A 12,540-nucleotide genomic window follows, 5' to 3' on the forward strand; every position below is an offset into this window, starting at 1 on the left:
TAAAATTTCACACCCAATTAAAAACCGCCACGGTGAACCAAGCGCTCGAACTTCGTAAATCAGTCAAGAGCTGAAGTTAGTAGCGGATACTCAGCAAAAGATAAAGATGATTTTGATGTGCTTTTTTACCGCAGTCGCTTGTTAAATTTCGTTGTTTTTTAAATAAGCTTCAATATTTTTCTTACAGTCAATAGGCTCAATATCATAACCCGTAGCCTGCGCGCCAGACCAATTTATACCAACCAAAATATTATCTTGTGTCAAACCTTGAACCCAGCGCTCAATGAATTCAGACCAACTTATACAGACAGGCTCAAAAGCTCCGTATGCACTAACATTCTTTATAATCAGTTCGGCCCGCGATCTGCTTGACCAAAATGGCATAGACCTTCGCCCGCTTTCGGAAAGTGGAGAAGGAAAACCCTGAGCATCTCTTATGCTCCAGATTAATTTTTCTTTCGCAACCTCTTTATAAAAAGAGGCTGCATGTGCTGCTGATATGCTCATAGAATTTAACACCGAGTTCAGCGGCAGATTTTAAGTTGTGATTTTGTGGAATACTTTTGCGTAGCAAAACCACAAAAGCGCGACTTAAAAACTGTCCAGCGCAGGCACGAAGTGCCGAAGCTGATCCTCCCCCGATAAAATGGACACCTGTTTAATTATGCAAACCGCTGCTCATATTCCATCGGGGAAACATAATCCAATCCAGAGTGTAACCGGACTGAATTGTAAAATTGATTGATATAACGGCTGATCGAACGACGTAAATTTTCGAGACTATTAAAAACCGTGCCCCTAATCAGTTCAGCCTTTAAACTATGATAGAAGGATTCCATAAACGCATTGTCTGTGCAATGTCCAGGACGGTTTACGCTATGGTTTAATTCATATTTACCTAACATTGATTGAAACTCCCACCCTGTAAACTCACCACCTCTATCCGAATGAATGATGATACCTTTGGGATAATTTCGCTTTTTCAGAGCATACATGAGGGCATCTGTACTTAATTTCGTTGTTCTTGTTTCTGCAAGCGACCAACCAAGAATACGGCGTGAACATTGATCCATTACGGTGGCCAAATATTGCCAACGCCCCTTCAACTTTAAATAGGTAACATCAGTTACCCATACCTGATCCAGAGTGGTGGCATTTCCGTGCTCAAGCAACAGATTATTTCCTTTCGCTACAAATCTTTTTAGCCCAGGCTGACGACGCGTTACCAAAGATACTCGGCCTCGTAAATTCGCTTCGCGCATAAGTCGCTCAACCCTTTTCCTGCCCACCTGAATACCTTGCGCAACAAGCGCTCTAAACACTCTTGGGCTGCCATAACGACTTTCACTTTTCTCATAAATAGCAATAATTTTCTGAAGCAAATAGTGGTCTTCTTGAGTTCTCATAGAAGCTTCACGCTCTAACCATGAATAATAGCCGCTACGTGATACCGATAACCACTTGCACAGCATTGCTACTCCGAACTGGTCTTTGTATCTGAGGACGAATCCAAACCTTTCTGATGCTGTTCCGCCAGATACCGTTGCCACTTTTTTAGAAGATCGTTCTCCTGCCTCAAGCGGTTTACTTCTTTTTTGAGCGCTGCGACCTCAGTGATTTTTTGATCAGGCGATTTCTTCTTTCTACTCATGCCAATCCGGACCTTGCCGTCACATTGTAAAGTACCATGTCGATATTCTCGCCCCCATCGCGACAGCATCATAGGATGAATGCCCAACCCTTCAGCAACATCTTTAACTTTATTATCCGGATGAAAGCTTAATTTAACGGCACGAATTTTAAATTCATTTGAATAAGACCACGTCTTTCGTGGATTTGTATATCTTGGCATTTTAACACCTCTTTAGTTAATCAGAGGTGTCCACTAAAACGGGGGAAGTTCAAGCGGTGCTGCAACGACTTGTTATAACGGATTTTCAATGCGACAAAAATATTCCTTAAATTTCCATTTTGTTACTAGTACATAGTAGCAACTACCCTCTTTAAAAAGAGTTAAAGTTTCGTACTTATTTACGGCATTATTGTAATTGCTAATAATATAATATTCGTTTGTCTCTTCAATTATTTTATAAGGTGAAGGTTTGTCTATACCTTCATAATTTTCAGAAGAATTTTTGTAGTATGACTTGCTATTTTTAGGCCCATATTCATTTATAAGCTTGCCGAAAAAGTCATGTTCAAATAATGCCTTTGCCTTCTCAGAAACATCGGGTGTTTCGTGCATAGACTGAAGAGTCATTTTCTCATTAGATTGCCATGAACCGATTAAGGTGTTCGGTTTTATACTTGAGCAACCAGCAAGAATAAGAAAAACGAAAATAGTATTTGGTGTTTTCATATTGAGTTATAACGCCGCGATAAACGGTGGTTTTTAAGTTGCACTTTTGCCGTAAAATGGAGCGAAGCGGAATGGCAAAAATGCAACTTAAAAATCCATCCGTTTGATTGCTTTGTTATGGTGCCTTTGACTTTACAAATTATTCTTTTGAAGAAAAAACTAGCAGTGCTTAAGAATAGTGGAAATGCTGGAATGCAACAGAATTTCGGTATTTTATAGCTGTTATGCATTCTAATTTCTTGCTTTAAAAGCAACGATCACTATAGCTAGGACACCTAAAGGAACTGTAATTATTGCTAAAAATACTACTGTTACCATTATTTCAACAATTGAATTAAATGATGAGATTGCACAACCGGTTATTCCACTTGCCCCACTGCTGCAACCAAGAACTCCACTTAATATTCCGCCTATCAATGCGCTTATTAGTGGACTAAATGACAATAATAAAATTGTACCTATAGTTTTTTTCTTTCTTTCAGGATTCATGTGTTACTCCTTTTTGAATTATCCATAACAGTTTATTAAATTGCACCAACTATATAACCCGCAGAAATTTATTCCAACTAATTTGGTGTATCACCATGTAATTCCAAAAATAGAAGAGTCTTTGATTCTTTTAACTCATTGTGAATCAACAACTTAGTCTTCACTTCGCATTAATTATGGAGTTATACGGCAAAGGAAACTCCAATTAATTGCCTACTTAATCTCGGATAGCCAAACCGATGCTCAGATTTTCTATCCAGACTGATGCGGTCATGGAGGATTGAGCGAGCGGTCATACCAGCATCACCAATATCACCAGTCTTCTGACAACTCAATTACACAACATAACCCTGCCGAATGTTTATAACGACTCAATAAACGAAGGAATTCCCATGACCGGCAAATACAAACCTGGATTACACCGCCCGCCACTCGGCGGGCAATGCCTCTACCAAATAATCCATAAACGCACGCACTTTCGGTGTTAATTGGTTGCGGTCGCGCACGCAGGCGTAGAAATCCAGTGGTTCAATTTCCGCATTAAAACCGGTGCATTCGTCGCAAGTAAATAATTCCTTCAATTCACCCCTGCGCAAATATTCGTTGGCGACAAAGGCGGCCAAGCGCGTAATGCCACCGCCTGCAAGCGCAAGGCGCGCGAGCACGTCGATGTCGTCACTGATAATTGCCGCGCGCACTTCTGCATCAAAACGCAAACCGTTTTCTACAAAGCCCCAACGCAAAAATCGGCCGTCTGCTGCGAGGCGAAACACCAAACAATCGTGCTCGCGCAAATCTGCCGGGGTTGATGGCCGCCCCGCGCGCGCAATGTAGGCAGGTGATGCGCAAAAAATGGTGGGGACAGTCGCGATCTTGCGCGCGACCATTCCGTCATCCAATTGCTGTTTAATGCGGATACTGACATCCACCGATTCCTGCACGTGGTCCACACGCCGGTCAGTTGAGGTGAGTTCAATTTCCAAACGGGGGTAGCGCTGGTTAAACGCGGGAATGAGCGGCGCCAGCACATGGCGACTAAAGGCAGCGGTGGAAGCGATACACAAACGCCCCTGCAGTTCTTGCTCTGTATCCGTCACCGCCGAACGCGCCAGCTCCAGTTCGTGGATCAGGAGTGCGACTTTGTCGTAATAGACTTTGCCTGCATCGGTTGTAGCAAGGCTGCGCGTAGTGCGCGTGAGCAAGCGCACGCCCAAATAGGATTCAAGACGGGCGATATTCTGGCTGGTCGCCGCTGCGCTGATTCCCACTCGCCGCGCTGCCGCTGCAATACTGCCGCCTTCAACAGCCCTCACAAAACACTCAATACCGCGCAGAGTATCCATAGCCTTAGCTTCCGAATAGTTAATGCAATTACCAAGTTTTGCTTAATACAGCATATACCGCCAGGCGTCTACCGAAGCGGAGGGCTGCGCCTTAAAGTGCACCAGTCAGGTCGGGTTAGCCCGGCTAAAATCATCCTGAAGGTATCAATCATGCAAGAGCTCACCGTTCAATCCGGCAGCAAAAAACTGCCCGCCAAATTCACGCCCTTTGTGTTCGCATTTTATATGTCAGCGATCATGGCATTCCTGATGTCACTGATTATCGTGGCGGCCAACAGCGGCATTGCCGACCACTATCTGGCACAGGTGATTCATGCCTATAGTATCGCCATGCCTTCAGCTTTCTTTTGTGTTTTGCTGGTGCGCCCGCTGGTGATGCAGTTGGTAAAACACACGGTAAAAAATTAGCCAGCAACGGCCGCAAATCAGTTACGCTCTCGCCCATTAATGACTGGCGCAATTTCAACAATGGAGCGAACCACTATGAAAACTGCATTGATTACCGGCGCGAATCGCGGCATTGGCCTGGCTTTGTGCAAAACCTATCTGGCGCAAGGCTGGAAAGTGATCGGCCTGTGCCGGACGGCATCGCCGGAGTTGACTGAATCGGGCGCGCGCGTCATTGCCGGTGTGGACGTAACTGATGCGCAAGCGCTTGCGCAACTCGCCGATACATTGGACGGTAAATCGATTGATTTGCTGATCAATAATGCGGGCATTTTCCAGCATGAAATGTTGGGAAATATTGATTACAACTCCATCCAGCAACAGTTCCTCATCAACGCCGAAGCGCCCTTGCGCGTAACCGAAGAGCTGCTCGGTAATTTAACTGCGGGGGCAAAAATCGCGTTTATTACCAGCCGTATGGGTTCAATTGCAGATAACAGCTCCGGTGGTTATTACGGTTACCGCATGTCCAAGGCTGCACTGAATGCGGCCGCCATGTCACTCGCACGGGATTTAAAACCGCGCGGCATTGCCGTGGCGATACTGCACCCGGGTTATGTGCAAACGGCAATGGTAAATTTTGGTGGCGATATTTCTGCGGATGAAGCTGCCCAGCGATTAAACCAGCGCATCGCTGGATTGACGCTGGAAAACAGCGGCACATTCTGGCATTCCAATGGCGAGGTATTGCCCTGGTAATGGCGCACGCGGGCATCGTTTTTTAACAGATGCCCGCGCAGCCGATGGCACAACATTTACATTCGTTTTATTAACTCCAACACTTTTTCGTAGTTGCCTGCATTTTCCGGAGACTTAATCATCGCGGCCAAGGTGGTTGCAGTGGCAGCAGCACGAATCACATCCATTGAAGTGCGGTGGGTGTTAGCCGACAACTGCGCTAATGACGATGCAAAAGCATCCATCACTGCGCGTGTGCCATAGCTAAAGTCGCCCGCTGAACCCAGCACATTCTGCAAAGCCGCATGCACTGCTTCATCAACTTGCTCCGTGACATTCGCAGCTGCCAAGGTTTGGTCGAGGCTCGCTTTTGCGCTGTCAAGATTGGCTTTGATGCCTTCGGCACTGCGATCCGTATCCAGAGAACAAATTAACGCAACACACATGGTGGTTGCAGCCTGCACAGTTACCGCGAACTGCTGCTGCGCATAGGTCGCATTTAACGCTGCACTGGCAAGTGCTTGCGTGGTTGATTGAAAGAGATTGCCCATCGCAATAGCGGGCGACTCACCGATAGTTTTGGTGTTGGCTTGGGTCACTGCATCGGTGATTTGAGAATTAACTGCTGTTGGAAAAGCCATATCAGGCTCCTGTTGAATGTGAAAAAACATACCTTGTAATGAAGCCCGCCCGGATAATTGCAAGCGGACCAGTGTAGCCTAGCCAAACACAGGGCTATCGCCAAGTTACACGCTATAACAGCGGAGGTACACGCTATAACAGCGCAGGCAAAAGACAAATCAATACCGCATTTACAGCCAAATAACAGGCAAAATCATCTACACTGGGCTTCTATTATCCATCCGGCCATTCAGGCTTTTACGCACAGGATCATCCATGAAAAAACTCCGTTGGGGGGTGCTCAGCACCGCTAAAATCGGCCGTGAAAAAGTCATTCCCGCCCTGCAAAAATCCACTCACAATCAGGTGCTCGCCATTTGCTCGCGCGATGAACAAAGTGCGCGCCGGGTAGCCGATGAATTGCACATCGAGCGCGCCTACGGCACCTATGAAGAATTGCTGGCCGATACGGATATCGATGCGATTTACAACCCGCTGCCCAACCACTTGCACGTGGACTGGTCGATCAAAGCACTGCAAGCGGGCAAGCATGTCCTCTGCGAAAAACCCCTGGGTTTGAATACTGCCGACGCACAGCGTCTGGTCGATGCTGCCCGCGCCCATCCACAACTGAAAGTGATGGAGGCGTTTATGTATCGCTTTCATCCGCAATGGCAGTTGGCAAAACAACTGGTTGATGAAGGCCGCATCGGCAAATTGCATGCGGTGCATTCGCATTTTTCTTACAACAACCGCGAGCCGGATAACATTCGCAATAAAGCTGAATGGGGCGGTGGTGCTCTGCTGGATATTGGTTGCTATTCCATTTCACTGTCGCGCTGGTTATTTAACGAAGAGCCAACACAAGTACTCGGCCAAATCACCCCTATGCCCGGTGAAGAAGTGGATTGCCTAACCTCTGCCATTATGGAATTTTCTGCTGGTAGCGCGAGCTTTACTGCCGCCACCAAAATTGAACCGATTCAATATGCCGAGGCAATTGGCGATGAAGGCAGCTTGTACCTTGAGCGCCCCTTTTACAACGATGGCAGTGAACCGGTGCAGCGCGTACGCATTACCCGCAACCGCGTGCAAGAAGTGATTGAAGTTCCCGATACCAATCACTACAGCGCTATGGGCGATGCCTTTGCACTCAGCATTTTCAACGACAGCCCTGTGCCAACACCGCTGGATGATGCTATCGCCAATATGCGCGCGATTGATGCAACCTTTGAAAGCGCCGCAGAGCGCAAATGGATTGCACTGTAATTGAAGTGGCAACACATTAAAGCAGTAATAGATAAAAAGTAGCGATTGGACTACAACAAGATGTACTACAGCCAATCACAATAAAAACAATCGCTACTGTTTTTTAAATTCGTATCGTTTTGGAGAGAATGCGTGTCAGATTTTTTAAGCAAGATGTGTTGCCTGCGTTATCTGTTGGCATTTAGCCTGCTAATCACTGGCGGGCAAGTATTGGCGGACGATCACAAAATTGAATCTAAAAAAATCGAGCGCATCGCCCCTGCATTAAAAACACTGGCACGCAGTGTCAAACCTGATGACAAGAATGAAGCGCAAGTCCTCTTGCGCAAAACCCAGGTGCATATCGATGAACAATTGATGAGCCATGCCACTTCCTATGTGGCGGTATACATTAACAGCGACGAAGCCGTGCGCGACTACAGCCAGATCAGCGTAAGCTTCAACAGCTTTTATGAGGACATAGCACTTGAGTTCGCCAATGTGCGCACACCTGACGGCAAGATGGACAGCATCAAAGCGGATGCCACCCAAATCCAAAGCCCGACTGACGAAAACTTTTATCACGACCGCAAGGAATTATTATTTTCGCTACCTAATGTGCGCAAGGGTTCTATTATCGAATTCCAGTATCGCTATACCGACACCAAAAAAATGGTCCCCAACCAATGGTTTGACAGTTTCAGTTTCCACTGGTGGGAAGATCGTGCTGCGGGGCAAGGCTCACGTGCCGATGCGATTGTGATGAGCGAATTACACATTACCGCACCGATCAATATTAATCTTGTCAGCAGCGATACCAGCCGCTATCAGATTAGCGAGAAGCGTAGCACCAAGGGCGCGCAGCAGACCATCATCTGGACAGGAAAAAATCTCGCCAAAATTGAATTGCAAAACGCCATGACGCGCGAACACAACTACGCGCCCTACTTGCGCGTATCCACCACCGCAAAATGGAATGACGTTGCACGCTGGGCTGACAATTTGGTCGAACCACACTTGGTGAGCGACACCAAACTCGATGCCTTAATTGCCGAGATTAAAAAAACTGCACTGACACCTGAAGCAAAAACCAAAGCGGTTTACCGCGCTATCCAGGATCGCGTGCGCTACGTTTTTGCGCATGTAGGACGCGGCGGCTATGAACCCCACGATGCATTTGAAGTACTTAAAAATGGTTACGGCGATTGTAAAGACCAAACCGTACTAGCGGTGATGTTATTACGCAAATTAGGTATAGCAGCTGACCCCGCATTAATTATCACGCGTGGGCGCGGCATTCCGGATATGCAAGTACCCGGGGTGAGTTTTGATCATATGATTGTGCATATCCCCGCACAAAATGGCCTGCAAGAAATCTGGATGGATACTACGGGCGAAACCAGTTTGTACCCAGGGTTTTCTGTAGGTATCGAAGGCCAACCTGCGCTAGTCGTAAATAATAATACCGAGTCGATCAGCGTGTTGCCCTCACTGCCAGCCAAAGACCATTTTGCTGAACTGGAACTAGTGTTTGATAAATTTAGCGGCCGCGATGCGCAGGCGAGCTTCAAATTACATTTTGGTGGCTTGTACGAACAGCGCCTGCGTAGCATGTGGCAGTATTCCAGTGAGCGCGACAAATATTTCCGCGAATTGATCGGCCAAATTTACAACTCTGCTGAAGTCATCGAACTCACTGCGAGCAATGCCGATAACCTGTGGCAGCCGTTTACCATCAGCGGCCGTTTTAACTTCACCAATGTGTGGGGCGGCGAAAAAGATCCCATCAATTACAGCTTCAGCATTACCCAACTCACCAATTTATTCGCCGATTTACGCAACCTGCACAAAGTGCAAGACCGCAAGCAACCCTACGTGGTGGATCCGGGTTACAGCCTGCGCTCGCGCGTGGTATTTACCAGCCCCGATGGCGATCACCATTTGCGTTTGAAAACCCAGGGCGAAAATATTGATAACACCTATTACACCCTGACCCAAACCGGCAAGCAGGAAAACAATCGCTATATCGTCACTCAGAATCTCACCGTAAAAGCGGTAAACGTTGCGCTGAAAGATTATGGCGATTTTTATCAAAAAACCAACGAGCTGAACGAATCCAATGATTGGACGCTGAGTTATGAATACAATAAAACTGCAGCAGAATTAATCGCACTGGAAAGTAATGGCAAAACGGATGTAGCCAGTTTAATTGCACTGACTAAATTGCACATTAAAAACGGCGCCTATGAAAAATCCTTGGCGACCGCACAGCAAGCGGTAAAAGCATCACCCCAAACAGCGGAGGCCTATTATGTGTTGGGGCTGGCGCAGGGTTACAACCAACTGCTGCCGGAATCTGATGCCTCATTTAAAAAAGCAGAAGCCTTAGGCTATAAACTCTGAGACTGATGCAATGAATTTATTTCAACCAGCGCAAAAAAAACCTACACAGTGGCAACGCTCGCAGTTATTCCGCGCAGGATTATTAGCAGCAATGCTGCTGGTTAGCGGCTGTAGCCAACAGCCGCACACTGGGCGGGCAGCAACCACAAAATCCACCATTACTGCAGGCGCCAGCGCATCAACAGAAATTGCCACTCTCGAAGCAGACGTAGAACGAACACCCAACAATGCTGAGCTGTACTACAAACTCGGCCTTGCATATATCGTCGACGCCGAAAAAAATAAATCGGCGCGCAGCCGCGAGCTGGCGATAAAAAATTTCCGGAAAGTATTAAAACTGGTGCCCGGCAACCCCGCCACACTCAAACTGCTCTATAACATTTATTACGAGGATGTTGTTGCAGGCAATGAAAAGGCCTTTACCAAAGCCAGCAATATTTTTAACCAGTTGTCCGCAGCCACCCAAACAGAAGTCAATGCGCCTTCGCTGGGAGTTTTCCTACATCGCTACGTAGCGCAAAATAAATCCGGCAAAAAAAATCTGCCCGAACTCTATAGCGCACTACTCGCCGCCATTCACGAACAACCCGCGAGCGATAAAGCCTATATCCAACTCGCCAAAATGTATCGTGAGGAAAATTACTTCCCTCTGGCGCTCGCCACTTTGAAACTCGGCGCAGAACAGATTGCTGGCTCAGGCGATTTATACGAGGCCATCGCCAACACCTATGAAGCGCGCGCCGAAGCCAGTGGCTGCAGCTACGAAGCAGCTGATTATGTAGGCGATGCAATTCACTTTTACCAACAGGCAGTACCTCTGGCACCTGAGAGCGCTGAACTTCACTACGCTCTGGCGCGCTTGTATCTGGATAAAAATCTGTACCAACTGGCGCTGCATGAAGCCAGCATTCTGGTCGAGTTGGAACCTACTGCCGAGAATATCGCGTTTAGCGCGCAAAACTATTCCATGTTGGGCAAAGAGCCAAGAGCGCAGCGGCTGCTCGAGCAAGCCAAAGCCCAAGGACTCACCACAAGCGATTCGGCCTATCACGAAATTTATATGAACTCGGGTGAATGGATGAAAGCGGCCTTGAGTTTTACAGACTATTTACAAGCCAAAAAAAATATCAGTGTTTATGATGCCATCAAGGCGGACATTATCGGGCAGCAAGCTGATCTAGACTTTTCCGCGCTGATCCAAAAGAAGCAACTGGCTTTCAATAGCGAATGGGAAGCGGCCGTTTATGCGTTTTGGACCGGCAAATTAACACGCACTCAATTGGGGCAAACCGCGCAGAACCGCTGCGAGCGTACTGAATACTTTTTTTATTCCGGTTATCGCGACTATCGCGCTGGAAAATTAGCGGCAGCCAAACAAAACTTTTCGTCCGCACTGCAACAAAATACATACCGTTTTATTGAGCGGCCACTAGCGCGTCATTTCCTGAGCAGCCTGGGAGCTAAATAATCAGGCTGGCTGGACGCGCTTGCGATGAGAGAGATTTATCAACTTACCTGCAGGTATCTGCTATGCAAACACAAACCCTAAGTAATCCGCCGCGTATTGTTGTTGTCGGCGGCGGCGCAGGTGGTCTGGAACTCGCCACCAAACTGGGTGAAAAACTCGGGCGAAAAAAGAAAGCGGAAATTACTTTGATCGACCGCAACACCACTCACCTATGGAAACCTCTGCTGCACGAAATTGCCGTGGGCACTATGGATGAAGATGTCGATGCGGTGAGCTATCGCGGCCACGCCAACGCACACCATTTTTTCTTTCGCGTTGGCAGCATGATTGACCTCGACCGCGAAAAACGCGAAGTGGTGTTGGCACCCATGCAGGATGAAGATGGCGTAGAATTTTTACCATCAACGCGCATCCCTTACGATTATTTAATCCTTGCGCTTGGCTCTATCTCAAACGATTTCAACACGCCCGGCATTAAAGAAAACTGCATTTTTCTGGACAGCCCGGCACAAGCACATAGATTTCACACCAAATTGCTCAACCGCTTTTTGCGCATTCAACGCTTAACCGGTGCAGATGATTATGTGCGTATTGCAATTGTTGGCGCAGGTGCAACCGGCGTCGAACTCTCCGCCGAACTGCATCACGCTGTGCATGAAATTCATAACTACGGTTTTAATGCAATTTCCAATGATCATTTGAAAGTCACCATAGTAGAAGCTGGTCCCAGAATTTTACCTGCACTACCCGAGCGTATTTCTGGGGCCGCACATAGTGAGCTGGTTAAAATAGGTGTTGATATAAAACTCAACACCATGATCACCTCAGCCACCAAAGAAGGCTTGCACACCAAAGATGGGCAATTGATTGAAGCGGATTTAATGGTCTGGGCAGCCGGAATTAAAGTGCCGGATTTTATGGCCAACCTTGCAGGGCTAGAAAGCAATCGCATCAACCAATTGCATGTGAATGAATTTTTGCAAACCACACGCGACGCCAACATTTTTGCTATTGGCGACTGCGCCCAATTCACCAACGCCGACGGCACCCGTGTACCACCGCGCGCGCAATCCGCACACCAAATGGCGAGCGCCTGTTACACCAACATTGTTGCACTGCTCAACAAAAAACCACTCAAAGCCTACAAATACACCGACTACGGTTCACTCGTTTCACTCGCAAGTTACTCCACCGTCGGCAACCTGATGGGCAACCTCAGCAGTGGCAGCGTCTTCATCGAAGGCCGCCTCGCGCGTTTGGTTTACATTTCACTCTACCGCATGCACCAAATCGCCATCCACGGCTTAATTAAAACCGGATTAGTGATGCTGGGTGGAAGATTGAATAAATGGTTAAGACCGCGGTTGAAGTTGCATTGATTTATTATTGTTAACTGTAGGGTGGAGTCGCGCAGCACTCCACCATAATTAACTCTACCTAGCTCCAAGCTCCGCTTGGGAATTCATCAATAGGGAAATTAACCC

13 protein-coding genes are annotated in these 12,540 nt (G+C 47.3%); 6 read left to right on the forward strand and 7 right to left on the reverse strand.

Going from position 1 to position 12,540, the window contains the following annotated elements:
• Positions 1 to 141: 141 nt before the first annotated feature.
• The 6 genes from J2X05_RS00280 to J2X05_RS00305 all read right to left on the reverse strand — a co-directional run bounded on the left by J2X05_RS00280 (position 142) and on the right by J2X05_RS00305 (position 4,191).
• Complete coding sequence (locus J2X05_RS00280; protein ID WP_310067192.1) at positions 142 to 507, reverse strand: DUF2750 domain-containing protein; 366 nt, start codon at positions 505 to 507, stop codon at positions 142 to 144.
• Between the two features lie 155 nt (positions 508 to 662).
• The gene (locus J2X05_RS00285) at positions 663 to 1,550 is read right to left on the reverse strand and encodes an IS3 family transposase (protein WP_310067195.1); all 888 of its coding nucleotides are present in this window, start codon (positions 1,548 to 1,550) and stop codon (positions 663 to 665) included.
• Entirely contained in the window at positions 1,475 to 1,852 is a 378-nt protein-coding gene (locus tag J2X05_RS00290; RefSeq protein WP_310067199.1) for a transposase, read from the reverse strand. Before J2X05_RS00290 ends, J2X05_RS00285 begins: the two co-directional genes overlap by 76 nt.
• Before the next feature lie 72 nt (positions 1,853 to 1,924).
• Positions 1,925 to 2,359, reverse strand: a complete 435-nt coding sequence (locus J2X05_RS00295) for a hypothetical protein (protein WP_310067202.1) — start codon at positions 2,357 to 2,359, stop codon at positions 1,925 to 1,927.
• 231 nt (positions 2,360 to 2,590) lie between these two features.
• Positions 2,591 to 2,848, reverse strand: a complete 258-nt coding sequence (locus tag J2X05_RS00300) for a hypothetical protein (RefSeq protein ID WP_310067204.1) — start codon at positions 2,846 to 2,848, stop codon at positions 2,591 to 2,593.
• A gap of 416 nt (positions 2,849 to 3,264) precedes the next feature.
• Positions 3,265 to 4,191, reverse strand: coding sequence for a LysR family transcriptional regulator (locus tag J2X05_RS00305; protein WP_310067206.1), 927 nt, complete (start codon positions 4,189 to 4,191; stop codon positions 3,265 to 3,267).
• Between the two features lie 150 nt (positions 4,192 to 4,341).
• On the opposite strand from J2X05_RS00305, the gene J2X05_RS00310 reads away from it, so the two are divergent.
• Together J2X05_RS00310 and J2X05_RS00315 are read left to right on the forward strand one after the other, a co-directional pair.
• Positions 4,342 to 4,599, forward strand: coding sequence for a DUF2798 domain-containing protein (locus tag J2X05_RS00310; protein WP_310067209.1), 258 nt, complete (start codon positions 4,342 to 4,344; stop codon positions 4,597 to 4,599).
• A 75-nt stretch (positions 4,600 to 4,674) separates the two neighbouring features.
• Positions 4,675 to 5,337 (forward strand): SDR family oxidoreductase, encoded by a 663-nt coding sequence (locus J2X05_RS00315; protein WP_374725239.1) that lies wholly within the window; start codon positions 4,675 to 4,677, stop codon positions 5,335 to 5,337.
• Positions 5,338 to 5,393: 56 nt separating this feature from the next.
• Here the strand turns inward: J2X05_RS00315 and J2X05_RS00320 are convergent, their stop codons facing one another.
• Positions 5,394 to 5,957 carry a RebB family R body protein gene (locus tag J2X05_RS00320; RefSeq protein WP_310067212.1) on the reverse strand — a complete coding sequence of 188 codons (564 nt, stop codon included), beginning with the start codon at positions 5,955 to 5,957 and terminating at the stop codon, positions 5,394 to 5,396.
• 256 nt (positions 5,958 to 6,213) lie between these two features.
• Between J2X05_RS00320 and J2X05_RS00325 the strand changes: the two genes are divergently transcribed.
• The 4 genes from J2X05_RS00325 to J2X05_RS00340 all read left to right on the forward strand — a co-directional run bounded on the left by J2X05_RS00325 (position 6,214) and on the right by J2X05_RS00340 (position 12,435).
• Positions 6,214 to 7,206 (forward strand): Gfo/Idh/MocA family protein, encoded by a 993-nt coding sequence (locus J2X05_RS00325; RefSeq protein ID WP_310067214.1) that lies wholly within the window; start codon positions 6,214 to 6,216, stop codon positions 7,204 to 7,206.
• A 132-nt stretch (positions 7,207 to 7,338) separates the two neighbouring features.
• Positions 7,339 to 9,588: a DUF3857 domain-containing protein gene (locus tag J2X05_RS00330; RefSeq protein WP_310067217.1), complete on the forward strand. Its 2,250-nt coding sequence runs from the start codon at positions 7,339 to 7,341 to the stop codon at positions 9,586 to 9,588.
• A gap of 10 nt (positions 9,589 to 9,598) precedes the next feature.
• The gene (locus J2X05_RS00335; protein ID WP_310067220.1) at positions 9,599 to 11,056 is read left to right on the forward strand and encodes a hypothetical protein; all 1,458 of its coding nucleotides are present in this window, start codon (positions 9,599 to 9,601) and stop codon (positions 11,054 to 11,056) included.
• A 62-nt stretch (positions 11,057 to 11,118) separates the two neighbouring features.
• Positions 11,119 to 12,435 (forward strand): NAD(P)/FAD-dependent oxidoreductase, encoded by a 1,317-nt coding sequence (locus J2X05_RS00340; protein ID WP_310067222.1) that lies wholly within the window; start codon positions 11,119 to 11,121, stop codon positions 12,433 to 12,435.
• The last annotated feature ends 105 nt before the right edge of the window (positions 12,436 to 12,540 follow it).

Origin of the sequence: Cellvibrio fibrivorans, assembly GCF_031457055.1 — a bacterium.
Taxonomy (GTDB): Bacteria; Pseudomonadota; Gammaproteobacteria; order Pseudomonadales; family Cellvibrionaceae; genus Cellvibrio; species Cellvibrio fibrivorans.

Excerpts from the sequence above, each read along its gene's own strand:
- J2X05_RS00280 (WP_310067192.1), bottom strand. The coding sequence starts at position 507 with ATGAGCATATCAGCAGCACATGCAGCCTCTTTTTATAAAGAGGTTGCG.
- J2X05_RS00290 (WP_310067199.1), bottom strand. The coding sequence starts at position 1,852 with ATGCCAAGATATACAAATCCACGAAAGACGTGGTCTTATTCAAATGAA.
- J2X05_RS00295 (WP_310067202.1), bottom strand. The coding sequence starts at position 2,359 with ATGAAAACACCAAATACTATTTTCGTTTTTCTTATTCTTGCTGGTTGC.
- J2X05_RS00300 (WP_310067204.1), bottom strand. The coding sequence starts at position 2,848 with ATGAATCCTGAAAGAAAGAAAAAAACTATAGGTACAATTTTATTATTG.
- J2X05_RS00305 (WP_310067206.1), bottom strand. The coding sequence starts at position 4,191 with ATGGATACTCTGCGCGGTATTGAGTGTTTTGTGAGGGCTGTTGAAGGC.
- J2X05_RS00310 (WP_310067209.1), top strand. The coding sequence starts at position 4,342 with ATGCAAGAGCTCACCGTTCAATCCGGCAGCAAAAAACTGCCCGCCAAA.
- J2X05_RS00315 (WP_374725239.1), top strand. The coding sequence starts at position 4,675 with ATGAAAACTGCATTGATTACCGGCGCGAATCGCGGCATTGGCCTGGCT.
- J2X05_RS00320 (WP_310067212.1), bottom strand. The coding sequence starts at position 5,957 with ATGGCTTTTCCAACAGCAGTTAATTCTCAAATCACCGATGCAGTGACC.
- J2X05_RS00325 (WP_310067214.1), top strand. The coding sequence starts at position 6,214 with ATGAAAAAACTCCGTTGGGGGGTGCTCAGCACCGCTAAAATCGGCCGT.
- J2X05_RS00335 (WP_310067220.1), top strand. The coding sequence starts at position 9,599 with ATGAATTTATTTCAACCAGCGCAAAAAAAACCTACACAGTGGCAACGC.
- J2X05_RS00340 (WP_310067222.1), top strand. The coding sequence starts at position 11,119 with ATGCAAACACAAACCCTAAGTAATCCGCCGCGTATTGTTGTTGTCGGC.